Source organism: Nitrospira tepida, from assembly GCF_947241125.1.
Taxonomy (GTDB): Bacteria; Nitrospirota; Nitrospiria; order Nitrospirales; family Nitrospiraceae; genus Nitrospira_G; species Nitrospira_G tepida.
Genome location: NZ_OX365700.1, coordinates 1,227,157 through 1,246,735, shown reverse-complemented (window position 1 = coordinate 1,246,735; position 19,579 = coordinate 1,227,157). Strand labels below are relative to the sequence as shown.

At 63.4% G+C, this 19,579-nt stretch carries 18 protein-coding genes; 6 read left to right on the top strand and 12 right to left on the bottom strand.

Annotation, left to right across the window (positions count from 1 at the left end):
• Window positions 1–981 precede the first annotated feature (981 nt).
• The 4 genes from sthA to QWI75_RS05850 all read left to right on the top strand — a co-directional run bounded on the left by sthA (window position 982) and on the right by QWI75_RS05850 (window position 5,651).
• Window positions 982–2,412 (top strand): Si-specific NAD(P)(+) transhydrogenase, encoded by a 1,431-nt coding sequence (gene sthA / locus QWI75_RS05865; RefSeq protein ID WP_289267761.1) that lies wholly within the window; start codon window positions 982–984, stop codon window positions 2,410–2,412.
• Window positions 2,413–2,431: 19 nt separating this feature from the next.
• Window positions 2,432–3,976 carry a hopanoid C-3 methylase HpnR gene (gene hpnR, locus QWI75_RS05860; protein WP_289267760.1) on the top strand — a complete coding sequence of 515 codons (1,545 nt, stop codon included), beginning with the start codon at window positions 2,432–2,434 and terminating at the stop codon, window positions 3,974–3,976.
• Between the two features lie 145 nt (window positions 3,977–4,121).
• The gene (gene tal, locus QWI75_RS05855) at window positions 4,122–5,348 is read left to right on the top strand and encodes a transaldolase (RefSeq protein ID WP_289267759.1); all 1,227 of its coding nucleotides are present in this window, start codon (window positions 4,122–4,124) and stop codon (window positions 5,346–5,348) included.
• Window positions 5,349–5,351: 3 nt separating this feature from the next.
• The gene (locus QWI75_RS05850) at window positions 5,352–5,651 is read left to right on the top strand and encodes a hypothetical protein (protein ID WP_289267758.1); all 300 of its coding nucleotides are present in this window, start codon (window positions 5,352–5,354) and stop codon (window positions 5,649–5,651) included.
• A gap of 48 nt (window positions 5,652–5,699) precedes the next feature.
• Here the strand turns inward: QWI75_RS05850 and QWI75_RS05845 are convergent, their stop codons facing one another.
• The 9 genes from QWI75_RS05845 to QWI75_RS05805 form a co-directional block, all read right to left on the bottom strand.
• Window positions 5,700–7,184 carry a proteasome accessory factor PafA2 family protein gene (locus QWI75_RS05845; RefSeq protein ID WP_289267757.1) on the bottom strand — a complete coding sequence of 495 codons (1,485 nt, stop codon included), beginning with the start codon at window positions 7,182–7,184 and terminating at the stop codon, window positions 5,700–5,702.
• Between the two features lie 73 nt (window positions 7,185–7,257).
• Window positions 7,258–8,109 carry a hypothetical protein gene (locus QWI75_RS05840; RefSeq protein WP_289267756.1) on the bottom strand — a complete coding sequence of 284 codons (852 nt, stop codon included), beginning with the start codon at window positions 8,107–8,109 and terminating at the stop codon, window positions 7,258–7,260.
• A gap of 80 nt (window positions 8,110–8,189) precedes the next feature.
• Window positions 8,190–8,969 carry a proteasome subunit alpha gene (locus QWI75_RS05835; protein ID WP_289267755.1) on the bottom strand — a complete coding sequence of 260 codons (780 nt, stop codon included), beginning with the start codon at window positions 8,967–8,969 and terminating at the stop codon, window positions 8,190–8,192.
• Window positions 8,970–9,084: 115 nt separating this feature from the next.
• The gene (locus QWI75_RS05830) at window positions 9,085–9,345 is read right to left on the bottom strand and encodes a ubiquitin-like protein UBact (RefSeq protein WP_289267754.1); all 261 of its coding nucleotides are present in this window, start codon (window positions 9,343–9,345) and stop codon (window positions 9,085–9,087) included.
• 6 nt (window positions 9,346–9,351) lie between these two features.
• Window positions 9,352–10,875, bottom strand: coding sequence for a proteasome accessory factor PafA2 family protein (locus tag QWI75_RS05825; RefSeq protein WP_289267753.1), 1,524 nt, complete (start codon window positions 10,873–10,875; stop codon window positions 9,352–9,354).
• A 6-nt stretch (window positions 10,876–10,881) separates the two neighbouring features.
• A complete protein-coding gene (locus QWI75_RS05820) occupies window positions 10,882–12,657 on the bottom strand; it encodes an AAA family ATPase (RefSeq protein ID WP_289267752.1) in 1,776 nt (591 codons plus the stop codon).
• A 48-nt stretch (window positions 12,658–12,705) separates the two neighbouring features.
• On the bottom strand, window positions 12,706–13,878 hold the full coding sequence (locus QWI75_RS05815) for a S1C family serine protease (protein WP_289267751.1): 1,173 nt from the start codon (window positions 13,876–13,878) through the stop codon (window positions 12,706–12,708).
• Complete coding sequence (locus QWI75_RS05810; protein ID WP_289267750.1) at window positions 13,871–14,293, bottom strand: secondary thiamine-phosphate synthase enzyme YjbQ; 423 nt, start codon at window positions 14,291–14,293, stop codon at window positions 13,871–13,873. Before QWI75_RS05810 ends, QWI75_RS05815 begins: the two co-directional genes overlap by 8 nt.
• Complete coding sequence (locus QWI75_RS05805) at window positions 14,284–15,162, bottom strand: hypothetical protein (RefSeq protein ID WP_289267749.1); 879 nt, start codon at window positions 15,160–15,162, stop codon at window positions 14,284–14,286. Before QWI75_RS05805 ends, QWI75_RS05810 begins: the two co-directional genes overlap by 10 nt.
• A gap of 145 nt (window positions 15,163–15,307) precedes the next feature.
• On the opposite strand from QWI75_RS05805, the gene QWI75_RS05800 reads away from it, so the two are divergent.
• Complete coding sequence (locus tag QWI75_RS05800) at window positions 15,308–16,015, top strand: hypothetical protein (RefSeq protein WP_289267748.1); 708 nt, start codon at window positions 15,308–15,310, stop codon at window positions 16,013–16,015.
• A complete protein-coding gene (locus QWI75_RS05795) occupies window positions 16,012–16,464 on the top strand; it encodes an HIT family protein (protein WP_289267747.1) in 453 nt (150 codons plus the stop codon). The genes QWI75_RS05800 and QWI75_RS05795 overlap by 4 nt, the downstream gene beginning before the upstream one ends.
• Before the next feature lie 140 nt (window positions 16,465–16,604).
• On the opposite strand, the gene QWI75_RS05790 is transcribed toward QWI75_RS05795, so the two are convergent.
• From QWI75_RS05790 to QWI75_RS05780, 3 genes are read right to left on the bottom strand one after another with little or no spacing between them, the layout of a single operon-like run.
• Window positions 16,605–17,438 (bottom strand): HAD-IIB family hydrolase, encoded by an 834-nt coding sequence (locus tag QWI75_RS05790; RefSeq protein ID WP_289267746.1) that lies wholly within the window; start codon window positions 17,436–17,438, stop codon window positions 16,605–16,607.
• Window positions 17,439–17,478: 40 nt separating this feature from the next.
• Window positions 17,479–18,210 carry a mechanosensitive ion channel family protein gene (locus QWI75_RS05785; protein ID WP_370693621.1) on the bottom strand — a complete coding sequence of 244 codons (732 nt, stop codon included), beginning with the start codon at window positions 18,208–18,210 and terminating at the stop codon, window positions 17,479–17,481.
• A 45-nt stretch (window positions 18,211–18,255) separates the two neighbouring features.
• Entirely contained in the window at window positions 18,256–19,497 is a 1,242-nt protein-coding gene (locus QWI75_RS05780) for a glycosyltransferase family protein (RefSeq protein WP_289267744.1), read from the bottom strand.
• Between the last annotated feature and the right edge of the window lie 82 nt (window positions 19,498–19,579).

Genomic DNA, 19,579 nt, shown 5'->3' with positions numbered 1-19,579 from the left:
CATCGCGTCACCGTCGATCTGCGACAGGGCCCGGAACAGGCAGCCGGACAGGGTCGCTGCGACGTCATCGGAAAGTGATCGAGAGGCCATCGACCGTGCCCGGCCACGGTGCTTCGTGATATATCGTGATCCTCCACGGCACACGGTTCATCTCGACGGACTCCTCTCCCACTCACGCGATGAGTCTCGCCGTCCAAGTCTTTGTAATCCCGCACCGCGCTCGGATGATCGCCCTGCAAGTCTTGCCCGACATCGAGTTTGCGAACCGTCTCATCAAGAACTACGTAGCCCTCTTCAGTCTTCCCGTACGAGCGGGCGGACCCGGACAGGACTCAGCCGTGGGTAGGAACGTGATCGATCAAGCACCTCGACAGGGAATGCGATATCGGGCTGGAATCCTTGGGTTCCTGTTCTTCATGAGCCTCGCAGGGTTAGGCGGTTGTCACAGTTCGTGGCGGTTCGCCAGCTCTCACCTGCAGCTCGGCAACGCCCAGTTCATGGAGGCATGGAGAACTTACAGCCATTGCCGCTCAAGCTTAGAACCGGACGAGATCCGCGCGGATCTTCGGCACCTGACCGATCTCGCGGAGGCTGAGACTATGCAACACCATGCCCCGAGGCTGCTGCCTGCTGCGATACGGTCTCTCATGGCAACGCTCCCGTCGCGGCTGGCGGTTGACCCTCAATCAATGGTGGCGGCCTGCGCGCTCCACGGCGGTCACGTGGCTCAATGGGCGGGACGGTCCGATTTAAGCGAGGAACTCTTCGGTTCGGTGGCAAGAACGCAGCACGAGCCGGGCGCCGCTTATTATGCGGTTGAAGCCCGCCGGAGGCTCACACACATGAAAGAGGAGAGGCCGGTCTTATGGCAGCGGATGCAAGCGCCCATTCCCACTTCTTCGGAATGATGGACTCCACAGCTCGGTCCCTTCCCGCGACCCAACGGAGGCTCGCGGCGGAGCCCATGCGGACAATGTGGCGGTGGAGGCTCCGGCTGTCGTGAGCACAGGCTACGACGTTGACCTCTTGTGCATCGGCAGCGGCCCGGCCGGGCAGCGAGCCGCGATCCAGGCGGCCAAGCTCGGCAAACGAACCGCGCTCGTGGAAAAACGCCGTTGCCTGGGAGGCATCTGTCTGGACACCGGAACCATCCCGAGCAAGACGTTCCGCGAAGCCGTCTGTTCCCTCGCCAACCACAACGGTCTGCTGCGCCCCGGCACAGCCGTTCGCACCGGACTCGAGGGGACGCGCCGCCCCTCTGTAGAAGAACTCTTCCAGGGCGTGGGACTGGTCACTCAACGAGAGTCCCAGGTCATCGAGCAGCAACTGTATCGGAACGGGGTCGAGTTGATCAGGGGAGAGGCCTCGTTTGTCGATCCCCACACGCTGGCGGTGGTCTCCGAAGAAGGCCGGCGCACCGTGACCGCCGCCAACATCTTGATTGCGGTGGGCACGACCCCGGCCTTGCCCCCCGGCGTGCCTGTGGATGGCGACGTCATTCTCACCAGCGATGACCTGCTGCGTTTGAGGCGCCTGCCCAAAAAGCTCGCGGTCGTCGGCGGGGGCATCATCGGGATCGAGTATGCGTCGATGTTTGCCGCATTGAACGTCGAGGTGATGCTGGTGGACAAGCGGGACCGGCTCCTGGAGTTTCTGGACCGCGAGAGCGTCGATGAACTCATGCACCAGATGCGAGGCCGGCGCGTGACCTTTCGATTGGGCGAAGCCGTCGAGCGGCTGGACGTCGCCGCGGGAGAGCCGCGGCAAGCCGTGCTCCATCTGGAATCGGGGAAACGGATCGTCGCGGATCACGTTCTCTATTCGGTCGGGCGGATCGGCGCCACTGGGCGGCTCAACCTCGCGTCGGCGGGGCTCAGCCCGGACGATCGCGGACGGTTGGCAGTCGATCGGCAGTTCCGCACGGCGGTGCCGCATATCTACGCGGTCGGCGATGTCATCGGCTTTCCAAGCCTGGCCTCGACCTCGTTCTCGCAAGGACGGCTGGCGGCCTGTTATGCGTTCGGCGTGGAGGCGGGGCCGATGATCGAGCACCTGCCGATCGGCATCTACGCCCTCCCCGAGATCTCCGCGATCGGCGCGCCGGAACATGAGCTGACGCAGAACAAGATCCCCTACGAGACCGGCATTGCGCGATATCGGGAAATCGCACGGGGACAGATTCTCGGGGACGACAGCGGGTTTCTGAAGCTGCTGGTCCATCGCGAGGATCAGCGGTTGCTGGGCGTCCACGCTGTCGGGACCGGCGCCACGGAACTGATCCATATCGGCCAGGCCGTCCTGGAATTGGGAGGGGGACTCCAGTATTTCCTGCGGACCGTGTTCAACTATCCCACGTTGGCGGAATGTTACAAGGTGGCCGCATTGGACGCCTCCAACAAACTGTGTGCATGAACGAAAGGGTGGTCAGCAGATGAAAGTCCTGGCCGTTCATCCCGGTCCGCTGATGTACACCAAGATCTATCTGCGCCTGGAGCCATTGGGGTTGGAGCTGGTCGCGCAAGCGATTCGAGCGGCGGGTCATGATGTGCGGCTGATCGATCTGCAGGTGGAGACCCAGCAGGATTATGTGCGGCTGATCGAGGAGTGGCGGCCGGACGCCGTCGGCTTCTCCTGCAACTACCTGCCGAACGTGCCGGAGGTCATCGACCTCGCCAAGCTCGCGAAAGCGCGGCTGCCCCGGACCGCCGTCTTTGTCGGCGGCCATAGCGCCTCGTTCGTCGCCCGGGAGCTGCTCGACCACGGCCAGGGCGCGATCGATTGCGTCGTCAAGGGAGAAGGCGAAAGCGTGGTGGCGAGTTTGCTGTCGGCGTTCGAGCAGGACCGCCATGCGGTCTCGAGCCTGCCGGGCTGCGTGACGATGGCCGGCGAAGGGCCTCCCCCGCGGTTCGTCACGAGCTTGGATGCCGTCCAGCCGGCCCGTGATCTGCTCCGGCATCGGCGCAAGTACTTCATCGGCGTCCTGGACCCCTGCGCCTCGATCGAGTTCACCCGCGGCTGTCCCTGGGACTGTTCCTTTTGCAGCGCCTGGACCTTCTATGGACGCAGTTACCGCGCGCTCAGCACGGACCGGATCATCGAGGATCTCGAGCGGGTCAAGGAGCCGGGGATCTTCATCGTCGATGACGTGGCCTTCATCCAGGCCGAGCATGGGATGGCGATCGGAGAAGCGATCGCCAGGAAAGGAATCGGCAAACAGTACTACCTGGAGACGCGCGGCGATGTGCTCCTCCGGAACAAGGAGGTCTTCCGATTCTGGAAGCGGCTCGGGCTCAGATACATGTTTCTGGGCGTCGAAGCGATCGACGAGGAGGGGCTCAAGAGACATCGCAAGCGCATCTCGTTGGGGAAAAACTTCGAGGCCTTGGAATTCGCCCGCTCGCTGGGCATTACGGTCGCGATCAACCTGATCGCCGATCCGGATTGGGATCGCCGGCGGTTCGAGGCCATCCGCCAGTGGTGCCTGGAGATTCCGGAGATCGTCAACATCAGCGTCAATACGCCCTATCCGGGCACGGAAAGCTGGGTGACGGAATCCCGGAAGATTCAGACGCGGGACTACCGGCTGTTTGACATTCAACATGCGGTCTTGCCGACGAGGCTGCCGCTCCCCGAGTTCTACGACGAATTGGTCAAGACCCAGCGGATTCTCAACAATAAGCATCTGGGCTGGGCCGCGCTCAAATCCACGGCCAAGATCGCCGCCGGGCACGTGCTGCGAGGCCAAACCAACTTCGTCAAGATGCTCTGGAAATTCCATAGCGTCTACAACCCGGCGCTGCAACTGTCCGACCATGCGCAGCCGGTCCGATACGAAATGGCCCTGCCTCAATCCCGCGCCGACGCCGCCTCCAGGCCGCTCCTGTATATCCACCCGGCCCGCGGGCGGCATGGGCGCAACCTCGATGAGGCCACGGAACAGTTCGTGGAGCACACGAGAACCGGCCAGAGCGTCTGACAGGGCGGGAAGAGAAGCGGCTCACCAGGAGGGCGCAAATGAGAAGGCACGGAGACGCTCGTGTTCGGCCGGCGCGCTTGAACGCATGGCGAAGGAAGCAGGCCAATCATGTTACTGCACGAATCATTTCCAAGGAGGTGGCCCGATGAGAGTCTCGAACGTCAAGATCCTCAATCCCGTTCGCGCCCTTCGGATATTCGGCCAATCCGTCTGGCTGGACTCGATCGATCGGAGCTTGATCGCTTCCGGCAGGCTTCAGCATTTGATCACCGAAGATGGGCTTGGTGGCGTGACTTCCAACCCGGCGATCTTTGAGAAGGCCATCACGGGCGGCGCCGACTACGCCGCGGACCTCCATACATTTAGGAGGGAGTGCGGCCTGGACGCGAAGGCCTGCTACGAGCGGCTGGCCATCGAGGATATCCAAAGCGCGGCCGACCTCCTGCAGCCGGTCTATGCGCGAACGAAGCGGCGCGACGGCTACGTGAGCTTGGAGATCTCGCCCTATCTGGCCCGAGACACCAGGGGCACCGTCGACGAGGCACGACGATTGTGGGATGCCGTCGGACGCGACAACCTGATGATCAAGGTGCCCGCCACGCCGGAAGGCATCCCGGCCATCGTGCAGTTGCTCAGCCGGGGGATCAATGTCAATGTGACCCTCATTTTCTCTCAGGACGCCTATGCGCGCGTGGCCGAGGCTTGCCTGCTGGGCTTCGAGCAACTGGGAGAGCGGGGCGGCGATGTCGGCAGCGTGGCCAGCGTCGCCAGCGTGTTCGTCAGCCGCCTGGACACGGCGGCGGACGCCTCCATCGACGCGCGCCTGAAGACCGCCACGAGAGAAGCGGACCAGATCCTCTTGAAAAGCCTTCAAGGAAAGGTGGCCGTGGCGAATGCCAAGCTGATTTACCAGCGCTATCGGACCCTGTTCTCCGGTCCGCGATGGGACGCGCTGGCTGCACGAGGCGCCATGCCCCAACGGGTGCTCTGGGCGAGTACCGGCACGAAGAATCCCCGTTATCGCGATGTGCTGTACCTGGAGGAACTCATCGGTCCCGAGACGGTCAGCACGGTTCCGCCCGCAACCTTGGAGGCCTTTCGTGATCACGGGCACCCGGAATTTCGGCTGACCGAAGGGATTGAGGAGGCAAACAACACGTTGACGGAACTCCAGCGGGCGGGAATCTCTTTGAAGGAGCTGACCGATCGGTTGTTGGATGAGGGGCTGCAGTCGTTCAGAGCCGCCTATGACCGGCTTCTCGACGTGATCGAGCACCGGTCCAAGGCAGACCAACCGGAACGATCGAATGGTTGCCCGTTCGCGCTGCCGGCTTCCTCGCCCTATGGATCAGGTCTTGGCCAGAGGAGGTAGGCAATGAAAATGAGCGTGTTGTTGCTGTTGCTGACGCTGATCCTGATGCCGGCCGCGAGCGACGCGCGTTGCCGCACGATCGGGGAGAGCGCCAGCCTCGGCAGTGAATACGGCATGTTCCCGATGGACCCGGCGGTTCGTCTGGTCCATGCCGGACAGGAGCGCGAGAGTATATTGATGCAATGGGCGGGATACGGGCTCGGCGTCCCGCTCTTTTTCGTTTCCGTACCGTTCGGCATGGCCGGGGCCGTGGTCGGCGCCGCCTCGCATCCCTGGACAAGGTGCATGGAGTCCGGAAGTTGAGCGATTACGACGGATATCGGGAAACGGCTGAGTGAGATCCGCGACGATTCATCCGCCCGAGAGGTGGGCCTTCACTTCCTGCACGTAGGTCTTGAAGGGGTTCGGCATCATGAAGGGGTCGCGGCCGCGCAGTTGGAACGCGGACCAGTTGATGATGTAGGCGGGATAAAAGCGGTCGCGCACCGGTTGATCGTCGGAATCCGGCGGCGGCCCACAGGCGGGCAGGTGACGGACCACTTCAGACCGGCCGAACGCGCGGGTGTCGCGGGGAGGCCGGTCCTGCGCCAGCTCGACGGCCCGATCGGCCATGAACCGCGGCACCTTCCCTTCTTCCAGCAAGCCGAAGTAGAGCCCGCGGCCGGCGTTCAAATTGTGGTACTCCAGGTCCAGGCTCTTGAGCATCGGATCATCCCACCCGACCCGCTCCGCTTCCCGATAGGTTTCGAGCAGCCACAATTTGCTGGCCCAATCGACCCGGCCGACCAGCTTCGTATAGTCGCCTTTGAGATCCTGGAGCACCTGCTCCCACTGTTCCAGCACCCAATCCGTCTCCTGGTCCTGGCCTTTACAATGGCGCTGCGCCGCCTCCAGATACTGTTCCTGAATATCGAGCGCCGAGAGCGTCTTCCCCGATTCCAACGTCACGAGCCATTTCCTTGCCTGATCTTGCGAGATCTCTTGCAACGACTCGACCGGATCGGCCAACTGCAACCCGTCCGGCGCATGGCCTTCCTCGATTAATTGCAACACCAGCGCCGTCGTGCCGAGCTTGAGGGCGCTGGCGTACTCCGCCATGTTCGAATCGCCCAAAAGCAGGTGGATGCGCCGGTAGGCATTCGGATCGGCCAGCGGCTCGTCGCGGGTGTTCACGATCGAGCGGTTGCCCTGCACCCATTCGAAAAAATCGTTCATGATGTGATCCGCGCGCTGCGACAGTTGAAAATCCACCCTGGGACCGTCCCGCCCGTCCAGCAACCGGCTTCTCGGCAGGATGATCTGCCCGCGCGGCACCCACATCTCGTCCACCGTGGCCGCCCCCACCCGCCCAGATCCCGTGAAGATCTGCCGGGTCACCAGAAACGGCAGCAGCTTGGACAGGCCGCGCCGGGTGAACGGGAACCGCCGGGAGACCAGATAGTTTTCATGGCAGCCGAACGTGGCGTCCGTCTCGTGGTCGATGTTGTTCTTGATCAGCGACACCGCGCCGCCCAAGCCCAGGTCGTCGATGGCCTGCTGGATCAGCAAATCGCCGGCCCGGTCCGATGCCACGACATCCGCCAACGACCCGCATTCGGGCGAGGCATATTCGATATGCCCCATGTCGAGGTACAGGCGTCCGGCGTTGGTCAGGAACCCGCCGTTGCCGGGCGGCTCATCGTGCCCGCGGTGATGCAGGTCGAGCACGCCGCGCTGCTGCACGTTGAAGATATAGTCGCGAATCCGGTGGGCGTACCAGGTCGGCGAATGGTCGGGCCGGTCCTCGTTGACGAGGAGCCCGTATTCGGTTTCAAGCCCGAAGATCTTGTTCAACATCGTGGAGACAGGTTTAGGTTGAGGCTGAGGCTGAGAGAAAGTAGGAAGACTGGATCGCGGTCTATCCTGAACCTCAGCCTAGACCTTCACTTCTTAGATCGTTCGGCAGCAGACTTGTCACCTCGTCCGCCTTGACCGTACGGTATTTCGAAGACCCGGGCGTCTGCCGTTCCAGCACCGCGCATTCCACCGTGCGGTCGGCCATCTGCTCGCGCAGGTGGGCGGTCACCGCGGCGGGATCAGCCTTCGATTCCGGCTTCGTCTTTGCGTCCGAGTCCCTCGATGTCCGGTCCCGCTCTTGTCCCTCGTCCTCCCGGTCATCGCCGGCCGCTCGGCTCTGAGCCAGGGAACCCAGTCCCCATACGCGCAACGCCGCCTCCAGTGCGGCGGCCAAGGTCAGGGTTCCGGAGGCGCCGGCCTGTTTCAGCTCAGTCTGCATCAGCTTTTGAATGGAGGGAGTGGCGGCCAGCACCGCGCAGCCGGTCGTCTCTTCGAAGGTGCCGTCGTAGTTGATCGTCAGAAACGCATCCTTCCCAGCCTTGGTGCCCAACTCGGCCAGCAGAATCTTGACGATCCACGGAGCCTTGTAGATTTCTTCAAACGCCTGCTTGATGGAAGGGGCCAAGCCGTATTTCATCAGCCGCGCGCCGGTCACGTCCGAGGGAGAGCGGTTGAATCCCTCCAGGTGAGCCATCTCCAATAGGCCGAACCGCAACTTTTCCAAATCCGCCGGATGCCCCATGCCGCCGAGGCCGATGCGGTCGTAGATTTCGTAGAGCTTGGGCGTCCCCTTGCTGAGCGTCAGCATCACCACGCCGTCTTTATAGGAGAGGGCGACGACCGGGCTGCCCTGCTTGAACTGCTCGTCGAGGTACTGCCGCCGGTTGCCGACCGCCTCGACCCAGCGATAGGGTTCTTCATACATGACACGTCACCTTTCGCAGGCTGTTGAAAAAGCCCCGCTCGCATGAAATCTGCGCAGGCGGGCTCGGCAGCCTGCTCGCGTCACCCGACACGGGCGACCTTGGTTTCAAACAGCGCCCTCAGATCCTGGTCCGACAGGGTTTCCACGCCCTTCTCCGTTATCAGCTTCACGACCGGATAGAGGTTGGCTTCCCGGTTCACTCCGCCGGTCGCCGAATCGAACTCCGCGGCGCTCGTCAACAGGCGCAGCGCCTGCATCGCGGCCTGCTCCCTCGTCTCCTCCCGCAACGGCCGCTCGCCCCACGTGTTGAGATAGTGCAGAATGCCCCGGATGGTCGGGGAACCGGAACCGGACACCGCATACTCCACCCCTTCAAACTCCGCGCCCAAGATGTCGTAGAAATAAATCTTGGCCTGTCCCGCCTCATGGTCATACCCGGCGAATAACGGCGCCACGGCCCCGGTGCCGGAGAGGGCCGCCGCGACATTGTCCTTGAGCAGCTTGGACACAGCGCGCAGCTTGCCCTCGAAGCTCAAGTCCTGCAGTTGGCTCCGGCGGTAGTATTTGAACGAATGTTCCAGCACCCGGACCATTTCATAGGCCGTGGCCGGCACGCCGGCGATCGCCATGACGCTGTAGCGGTCGATCTCGAGCACCTTGTCGGTGCGGTCGTACATGACCATGTTGCCGGCGGTCGCCCGCCGATCCCCCGCCACAAGCACGCCGTCCCGATACTTCATTGCCAGGATCGTCGTCGCCTTCACGATCTCCTGCCCGGCCTTGGCGTCGGAGACGGCCGGCGCGCCGAACTGATACCCCCGTTCCTTAAGAAGCTGAAGAAAGTCGCCTTGCATGCCCATAGTGGTCTCCCTGCGGCGTTAAGCGTGATTTGTCATCCGTCAATCGTGAACAATGAGACCCTCTATCGCATTCTTCTCTGACAACAAATGACGCGTGACGCATGACGGTTGACGTCTACTGCCCCGTCCGCTGGCGGTACCGTTCAGCCTGCTTGGGATCGACCTTCTTCATGCGCTTCAGCAAGTTATCCTTATCCGGCGAACCGGTTTCCGGTCGCTTAGGACCGCCCTCGTCGTCCGAGGGACGGACCGGTTTCGGCATCGGTTCAAACGGTCTCCGTTCCATGGACGTGAGCGGAACCGGAGTGAGACGTTCGCTTCCCGAACCCGCAAGACCGGTGTGTGGATTTCGCATGATCATGTATCGATGGTTCATGACGATCTATCCTTTCGCCTGTCGTTGATCCCACTGTTCCAGCAAGTCCGCCGGCGAGTCCGCCGTTTCGAGCAATCTTCGCAGCGATCGGACCGATTCCGGATCGAACAGGTCTTCCAGATCGAGCACGGAGGAGAACAGCCCGTTGCGAAACTGAATCCGTTCCCACTGCACCGCCTTGATCTGATCCGGGAACCGTTGCACGCAGAGCCCCCGAATGCCTCCGCGGGTGTCCGCCGGCCCTTCCTTCATCGCCCGTTGGATCTCGTCGTCCGACACCAGGCGGGCGGTCTTGCCTTCCTGCTCCAATCCCAGGAACAGGCCGCGCTCCGGGTCCACGTTGTGATACTCCAGATCGAGGCTCGCCAGCCAGGGATCATCCCAGCCGATCCGTTCCTCCTGCATGAACGACTCCAAGAGCCAGAGCTTCGTGACCCAGTCCAGCTTCCCGACGAGCCGCGACCGATCGCGCCGCAACCAGGCCAGCGTGTCGTGCCATTCGCGCAGGATCCAGTCGGTTTCTTCATCCGTTCCGGCGAGCACCTGCTGGGCCGCGTCGTAATAGACTTCCTGCAGCTCCAGGCCGCTCATGGCCCGCCCGTCCGTCAACGGCACCCGTGCCTTGAGATCCGGGTCCCGCGAGAGCTGTTTCACCGCCTCCACCGGCCGGCTGAGTTCGAGTCCCGGCGCCTCGCCCCGCGCGATCAGGTCCAAGACCAGTCCGGTCGTGCCCACCTTCAGCGCGGTCGCGTACTCGCACATGTTCGCGTCCCCGATGATCAGGTGCAACCGCCGGTATTTTCGCCGGTCGGCATGAGGCTCATCGCGGGTATTGAGCAGGGGCCGGTTGTGCATCGTGTCCACGCTCAGCTCGGTCTCCATGAAATCGGCCCGCTGGGATAACTGGTAGCAGCCGGAGACGTATCGGCCCTCCTGGGCTTCGATCCCGACCTTGCCGGCCCCCGCGATGATCTGCCGGCTGACCAGAAACGGCAGCAGGCCGGACACGAGCGACGTGAAGGGCACCGAACGGGGCATGAGATAGTTGTCGTGGCAGCCGTAGCTGTGGCCGTGGAAATCCGTGTTGTTCTTGTAAAGCCGGACGTGCGGCCCTCCGAGGGCCTGGTTCCTGCGGACCGCCGCCGCCTGAACAATGCGCTCGCCCGCCCGGTCCTGTGCGATCAGGCTGGCCAGGGTCCTGCATTCCGGCGTCGAATATTCCGGATGCGTATGGTCGTTGTAGAAGCGCGCGCCGTTCGGCAGGACCAGATCGCTCTTCATCTCATGGAACGAGAAGGGCCGGTGCGCGTCCTGCTCGGCGAATTCGCCCTCTTCCCTGTCCTGCTGGAGGGCGGACACGCGAAAGCCCCTGGCATCTTCATGGGGATCTTCACCGCGGTAATCCCATCGTCGCTCAAAGGACGCGACCAGATGCGCCCGCACCAGCTCCATGGATTCCACCACGGGATCGACCATATCGAGGTCGTCCCGCGTGATCCCGTATTCCGTTTCAATGCCGAACAGTCGCATGATGGGCTAAATGATCTGGTTGACGAGGCGCTCTTCCGACGGCCGCCCCCGCCGATAGGAAGAGATGCCGACGACCTGGTCCGGATGGTGATCGAGCAGCTTGAGCCACTCTTCCGCCGCATCGTCGGGCGGCAGCACTTCGCCTTCGCGAAACTCCGCCTGCACGGCCTTCAACAGATCGTCCTCGGTCAGGCCCGTCGCGCCGCCTTCGATCAACCCGCCGGACGACCCATCCGTTGAATGGATCTGCCGGTCGATCGCCCGCTCCTTGGCCCGCTGCACAATGGAGGCCAGGATCGCGCCGCTCAGCAGATCACTGCGATAGAGGGTCTTGGTCTGGCCGTTGCGCAACCGCACGGCCAGCATGCGATGCTCCTCCGAGCGCCGGAAGATCGCGTGGAGCACCGTTTCGACCAGCGCCTCCCGGACCGCTCCGGCATCACCGTCATGATGGGCTAGCAGCGGTTCCGCAAACGGCAGGTCGTCTTTCAGATAGACCTTGAGGATCTCGGCAGCCGCCGCTCGGTCCGGCCGCTCGACCTTGATCTTCCGATCGATCCGCCCCGGACGGAGCACAGCCGGATCGATCAAGTCCGGCCGGTTGGAGGCCAAGATGATCACGACGTCGCGCAGCGATTCGATACCGTCCATCTCGGTGCAGAACATCGGCACCAGCGTGTTGGTGATGTTGAAGGACCTCATCGCCCGCCTGGTGCCCAGGATCGACTCGGCTTCGTCGATAAAGATGAAGGGCAGCGCCCCTTCCTTCCGCCTCGCCCGGGCCTGGGCGAAGATCTCGCGCACGATCCGCTCGGATTCGCCCAGCCACATGTTCAGAATCTCCGGCCCCTTGACGTGCATGAACGAGCCGCGCGTGATCGGGACGGTTTCGCCCTCGGATGACCGGGATTCCGCCGCCAGCTTCGACAAACTCGCGGCCGCCGCCTGGCCGATCATGGTCTTGCCGCAGCCGGGCGGCCCGTAGAGCAGGAACCCCTTTGGCTGGGTGAACCGGTATTTGGCAAATGCCTCGGCATGGACGAGCGGATATTCGATGGCCTTGCGGATCGCGGCGATCGCCTGTTCCTGCCCGCCGATCTGGTCCCAGGTGACCGAAGGCACTTCGTCCAACAGGTGCCGAGCCGCCTTCCGGTCCTCGATCCGCTCGATCGCAATCCGATGGGTCGGATCCACCCGGACTTCGTCCCCCGCCTTCAATTCCACGCCCACCAGATCGCCCGATCGCTGAAGAATCAGGGTTTGGCGTCCCGGCTCCGCCTCGAAGCGGATCCGGCCGTCCGGCAGCGCTTCCGCCACGCGGAGCACCGGCCCGTTACGGTCGTAGCCGAGCGTCTTGATCAGGGCATAGGCTTCGTTGACCAGGATCTGCGTGCCGATCTTCAAGTCGTCCCGGCTCACCCGCGGATCGACGGTCGTGTAGTACTCCGCCCCTCCCACCGCAATGCGGGCGAGGCCTTCTCCCGGCAGATCCAGCAGAATGCCGATGCGATTGGCCGGCGCAGTCAGTTTCTCCACGACCGTCTGGAGCTTCCTCAGCTCCGCATCCTTCTCTTGCAGATGCACGGCCCCCTGGAGCACCGCATGCCGCAGCTTCAGAAGCAGCCGCTGCCGCGGGTCATTGTCGGGAAAGGCTTCAAGACATTGGTCCAGCAACGCGATCAGATCCGGCTGGTCCGACCGATGCCGGCCGGCCGATCCGGTTCCCTGATGCTTCTCCTGCGAAGGGCCTGTCTCTGGGTTTCTTTCAATATGATCGCTCATGTGTTTGTGACCTCGTGCTTTGATCTTACCGACCCGGCCCTGCAGATATCAATTCACCGCCTGGAGCGTCACGACGACCTGCTGGCGCCGATTGCCGCGCAGGATGTCCAGGGTCACTCGATCTCCGACCTTGCGTTGATCAAGCACGGCCATCAGATCGTCCACGACTTCGACAGATTTGCCGTCCACGGCGACGATGATGTCGCCGAGCTCCACGCGGCCGCTCACCGTCTCCCGCGATCCTCGGAGACCCGCCTGCTCCGCCCCGCTCCCGCGCGCGACCCTGCCGATCACGAGCCCTTTGATGCCCCATCGCTTGACGATCGCATCCGGCACCAGCGACACGCCGAGTCCGGGCCTGATCAACTTGCCGTGCTTGATCAGCTCCGGGACAATCCGGTTCACCATGTCCACCGGCACCGCGAACCCGATGCCGGCGTAGGCGCCGCTCGGACTGAAGATCTGGGTGTTGATCCCGATCAGCCGGCCGGAACTGTCCAACAGCGGGCCGCCCGAATTGCCGGGATTAATGGCGGCATCCGTTTGGACGACCCCTTCGATCGTCCGCTCGGTCATGGATTTGATGGTCCGGCCGAGCGCGCTGACAACCCCGGTGGTGAGGGTATGGTCCAATCCGAACGGATTGCCGATCGCGAGGACCTTCTGTCCGACCTTCAAATCCTGCGAGCTGCCGATCGGCAGGGGAACCAACTGATCGGGTGGCGCCTGGATCTGCAACACCGCCAAGTCGTGGTCCGGGTCGAGCCCGACGATCCGGGCACGATAGGTCGTCCGGTCCGCCAGCGTCACGTCGATGGCGTCGGCGCCGTAGACCACATGGAAATTCGTGACGAGATGGCCTTCCTTGTTCCAGATGAATCCGGAGCCGGACCCCTGCGGCACTTCCATGACATTGAGCGACCAGGGATCCCGCCGGATCGCCGTGTTGGCGATGAAGACCACCGACTTGGCGGCCTTCTCGAACACGGAAATCGTGACTTTTTCATCAGCGCCGAGTTCGGCGGCGGGCGCCACCGGACGAGGATGGACTTCCGGGCCTCGATAGGCAGGCCCCAAGGGACGGCCCCAGTCGTCGGCGGCCAAGCCGGAGGAGGTCAGGCCGAGCCATTGCAACTGGTCCGACATGTCCCACGCGCCCCACGCACAGAGCAGGAGGGCGAGGCGGGCGATGGGCCGGCAGCCGGCGGTGGGTTCATTCACCGATGATTTGCACGACCAGATCACGGGTGCGTCCCCGCGTGTCGAAATCAAGGAGGACGATCTGTTGCCAGCTCCCGAGCGTCAATTGCCCCTGGCAAAACGGAACCGTCACCGACGGCCCTTGCAACTGGCCCCGTTGGTGGCTGTGGGCGTTGTCCTCCCCGTGATTTCTCACATTGTGCTGCCAGTCCGGATCGGCGGGAATCAGCCGATTCCAGACCTGGGTCGTATCGGCCCTGACGCCGGGCTCATCCTCGATGATGAGGACCGAAGCGGTCGTATGTTTGACGAAGACCGTGACAATGCCGTCGCGAAGACCGGACTGAGCCACGGCGTCCGCCACCGGCTTGGTCAGGTTTTCGATGTGGCCCTGTCCGGAGGTCCGGATCTGGAGCAGCGTCGTCCTTACGGGCATGCGGAGACCTCTTGCGCGAACCGCCTCATGAACCGCCGCTCGCGCAGAGTCAAGCCGGTGCCGCGCGCGGACGCAAGCAGATCGTCGAAGACGCCGGCCGCGGCCAATTGCTTGAGCGCGGACAAGACGGGAGCGGAGAGGATCCCCTCAGCCTCCAGCCTGTCCAAATAGCGAAAGGCCTCCTCCAGCGATTCGGAGCGCCGTCCATAATAGTCGCGGCCCCGTTCCCTGTTGCTGTACGCCTCGAACTGTTCGCAGGCCACCAACACCTCCGCCAGTTGCTTCACCCAGCGCGGCGCGTCGTTCAGCCGCTCGGGGTAGTAATAGTACAGCATGACCCGCTGCATCCAGGGTTCCCACCGCACGCCCAGCCGAACTAGCGACGGCTTGACGGCGCGCAGGCGCCGGGCGAGCCTCCGCGCATAGCCCAACCGCATTTCAATCTGTTCGCGCGCCCAGACATCCATGGCCATGCCGTCACGTTCGATCTCTCGCCCGAAGCGAGCAATGAAGGCCTCCGTCTCGGACCCGTAGGCCGTGCGTGGATAGCGGGCTCGCCATTCGCGCGGCCTGGTCGGAATGCCCCGCCGCTGCGCCCAGGACCAGAGCCGTCCGAACAGGCGCCGGTCGAGCCCGGCGCGCCCGAGATCATGCAGCAGGCAGGCAATCTGGTATTGCCGGACTATTGTAACCCCATAGCCGAGAGACAAGGCCACCGCCCCGCAGAGGCGCGCCGTACGCAGGGCGTGGGCCCGATCATAGCCTCGGATGACCTTCCCGGGCCGGCGGGGGTCCGGATATTCATAAGTGCGGAGGAGCCGAGCGGCAAACGAACGGGACAAGAGTAGCGGGGCGTAACCGTTCCCCATAACCGTCGGTGCACAGTAGAACAGAAGACGACAGCGGTGACGCGTTGAATCGAACTCAGTTGAGTGATCTCGACGATCTTGAAGCGACCGGTTGCTGAGAATATCTGCGCTCGAAAGACACTGTCAAGGCGCGGAGAGGAAGGAAGTGCTCGCGACCCCACGGCTTGTCTGTTATGCTTCAGGCGACATGCCCGCCCACCGCATTCATGGCCCGAGCCGGTCCTCGGCCGCCGCCTTCGCCCTCCTATCCTGGCTCGCGCCGATGGCTGCAACGGAGGCGGGTTCCTTCGACTCCCTCACCGACCTGACCGGCAAGGCCGTCCCGATCGTGACGTTCAAATCCCGCGACAATTTTTCGAACGAATACCGCTATGACGTAACCATCAGGAACGTGGGAGCGGATCCGCTGGTCGGCGACTCCATCGTCCTCGTTCTGGACAAGGTCACCAACGTGGGCGGCGAAGAGAGGGAACCGCTCAAGAACGAAACGCTGCTCAACCGCATGGACATCCTCGGCGCGGACGGCTACACCGATGAGGGCAAACCGTTTTTCTACGCCTCCCCCGAAATCAACCAGGATCTCCAGCCGCAGAGCGACACGCGCCCCGTGAGCATCCGGCTGCGCAATCGGGACTATGTGGCCGTGTTCACCCTGTCCTTCCGCATCTTCGGCCAGCGGCGGGAGCGTGAGAAGGAAAAGCCGGCCGTGAAGGCGGTGGAGCCGCCGCCGAAGCAGGCCCCCGGCAGGCCATCGCTGGACAAGCTCATTCAACTCTTGATCAAGAAGGGGGTCTTGACCGAGGAAGAGAGCCGGAGCCTCCAGCAAGTCCCGCCCCATGAGCAATCCCGATGAGCCAGCCTGACTGCGTCGCCTGCCGAGGTGCCTGGCCGGCGCCACGCCTGCGCATCGCGGACTGCGGCCTGACCGTCGCCTACCTCCACGAAGACCAGTTTTTCGAGGGTTGGACGGTCCTGGTGCTCAAGCGCCATGCGACCGAGCTGTTTCACCTGACGGAGGAGGAACGACGCCGCCTCATCGAAGAGGTCTCGGCGGTCGGCGAGGTCCTGTCGAAACAATACCGTGCGAACAAGATGAACTACGAGCTGCTGGGCAACCAACTGCCCCACATCCACTGGCATGTGATCCCGCGCCGCCCCAACGACCCTGCGCCCCTGGAACCCGTCTGGCGAGTGGCGCATCAACCGGTCACGCTGACCGAACCGCAGGCCTCGGAGGTCGCCGGCCGACTGCGCGACCTCATCCGTCTGCAGGCCGGCGGCCGGTTCTTCACTGGCTCCTAGCGACGGAATAGGCGTAATCTGTCAAGCGTCAACCGTCATGCGTCAAACGATAACAACAAGGGGACGCTGCACCAAGACTCACCAATTGTTTTACGATTGACGTGTGACGAATGACGACTGACGGGCCTGCGACGCCGCTCCTAGCCGATGGTTCGGAGCACGTTCATGACCGCCATCCCCCATCCGACCGGCCCTGATCCATGGGCGTAGATGAGATTGGGCACCTCGACGGCGGCATCGTAGGTTCCGTCGGGCCGCCGAACCAGCACCGGGTAATCCACCTGCCGCAACAGGGGGACGTCGCTCAAACTGTCGCCGATGCCGATCGTCACCACATCCTGCCGCCGGAGACCGGAGAGCCATTCCCGCAGATACCAATCGAGCAGAAACCGGCAGGCCGCCCCCTTGTCATTGTGTCCGGTGAGGTGAAAAAACCGGCCTCCGCGGGTCCACTGTAATCCCCGGCCCTTGATGGCCTTCAGGACATGCGGCGCCGACTTGGCGGAGCCCTCGACCAGGAACGGTTCATCGTATTCGCGTTGCTTGGCCAGGCGGGCCTCCTCGGAACTCAAGCCCGTGCGATCGGCAATCTCCTCAGCCTCCATATCCCCGAACCCCCGCACCTCGACCCCGGCCTCCGTCGAAATGTCGTGCAGCGCCTGCCTTAAGGTGGCATAGGGCGTGCCGAACTCAACGGCCCGATAACGGCCCGGCTCGCGCTTCTGGCTGACGGCCGCATGGGCGGGACGGTCCGGAAGGTACACCGCCCCTCCGTTTTCGATCACGAAGGGTTCCTCCAGCTCCAAGCGAGCCCGTATCTGCTCGAGTTCCATCCTGGTCTTGCTCGACACGAGCACGATCGGCACGGCCAGAGCTCGCAGCAGATCCAGCGCAGGCCTCGCCGGCTCCCACGAATAGGTCACGCTGTCCAGGAGACTGCCGTCGAGGTTGGTCAACACCATGAGACGCCGCATGGGCCCACATCCTCCCCCATCCCGCTGTAGGTTCCGTCCGTCACAGGTGACGCAGATCGTCAGGCTGGCGCCATCGAGTCCGTCCGTAAAATTGCGCCTCCAGCCACTGTTTGGCCAAGTCTTGCGCGCCGAGCCCGCAGGCCAACGTGGCCGCGAGGACAATACCGCCGAAGGTGATGGCAAAACCCACCACGACGATATGTTCGGCGATCCCCAACTGCTCCAAGGCCATAGCGGCGGCCGCCAACAGCAGCCCCCATCGGGCGCAGGCCGCCAGCAGCTTCGCCGGAGGCAGGCCCGCGTTCACCGAGGCGATCAACACGGCCCGTGAGACAAAATTCGAGAGCACATAGCCCGCCACCATGATCACGCAGGCGGTGAACAGATAGGGAATATAGGCCAGGAGCGCCTGGGTCGCATGGTTGATCGCCTCGACGTGGAGCGCCCCGATCGCCGCCAGAAGCGCAAATCCCAGGACGATCCAATAGCCCGTTTGCCCGAGCATCCGCGAGGGATTGACCTTGACCCCGCCGCGCAGCAGCGCCGTCGTGAAGCCCAGGCGATCGCTCAGCCGGTCAAGACCCACCAGGCGGGCCGCGCGCTCGATCAGGACCCTCGCGCCCCAGGCCAACAACACCCCGCCGATCAAGATGAGCGACATGGCCAGCACATTGGGCAAGACCGCCAACATGCGCTGCGCCATTGTCTCAAGCGGTTCCAGCAACACCGAGGCCGAGGACGTCGCAAGAGGCGGATTCAACAGTGGATGCATCGCCACGGTGATCCTTGATTTCCCCCAGGGCCGGATCGGACCCGGCTATGAAACGGAGGCCATGGCGGCGGTCGGATCCCACTGGTGGTCGTTCTCGACGACGTCGATCAGCCGGCTGAACACGTCCGGGACGGCCGCGGCGACCCGGCTCCAGTTCGAGATCATCGGCACCCCGAGCGGATCGTTCTGAAAGGATTCCGTAGCCAGCTTCATGCCATGGAGAAAGACCTCGACCGCCTTCCGTTCTTCGTGCCGGTCGAACCGTAAGCTGTTGATTGCGGCGTCATGTTCATAGCGCCCGATGGCCTCTTGCGCCCCCTGGAGGTACGTGGCCTGTAGGGTTTTGAGGACGCCGTCGGACAGGACCAGCCCTTCGCTGGCGAGGTTGCGGAACAGCGCCTTCGTGATGTCCACGCACATCTTCAGCAATCCGGCGTTGGGATCGCCCCCCGACAGGTCCTGGTGCTTGTGTTCGTAGGTATCGGCGATATCCACCTGGCAAACCCGCCGCAAGGCGCAATTCCGGTGGATCTCCGACAGCACGCCGACTTCCAACCCCCAATCGCCGGGAATTCGGTTGATCCAAGCCAGATCCTTCACCATGGCAAACTCGCCGGCAAGGGGATACCGGAAACTGTCCAGGAAGGTCAGAAGCGGCTGCGGCCCCGCCAGCTTCTGCAGGCTCCGAACCAGCGGAGTGAAGAAGAGCCGCGTCACGCGGCCGTGCAGCCGGTCGGTGATGCGGCTGTAGTAGCCCTTGCAGAACTCATAGCCCATGTTGGGGTTCGCGATGGGATAACAGAGGCGGGCGAGATAATGGCGCGTGTAGCTGAGAATGTCGCAGTCGTGCAACGCCAGGACCCGGCTCCGCCCCCTGGCCAGCACGTAGCCGAACGCCATCCAACAACCCCGCCCCTTGCCCGCCAACCCGATGTCGATGGCGCAGGATTCGAGCCGGCGCAGAATGTCCTGAATGCCGGGGCCGTCGTTCCAGATCAGGCGGACCCGCTGCGGCAGGACGGAAAAATATTCCTTGGCGTACCGAAATTCGAGCGGCGAAGCCTTGTCCAGCGAGATCACGATCTCGTTCAGGTAAGTGACGTCCCGGAGCGTCGCAACGATCTGCCGGAGCGCGGGACGAGACAATTCGGCGAACAGGGAGGGCAGCACCAGCGCGATCGGATTGGTTTCGGCGTAGGCTCGCAGGTCCGCCTCAAGCTGAGGCAGATTATCCTGACCGAGCCGGTGCAACACGGTCACGACGCCGTTTTGGAAAAAGTCCGACACGAGGGCTCCTTTCAACCCGGGCGGTCGCGCGATCTGTACGGGTAATGGCGACGCCGCTGCGTGAGGGCCTGACACGCACCGG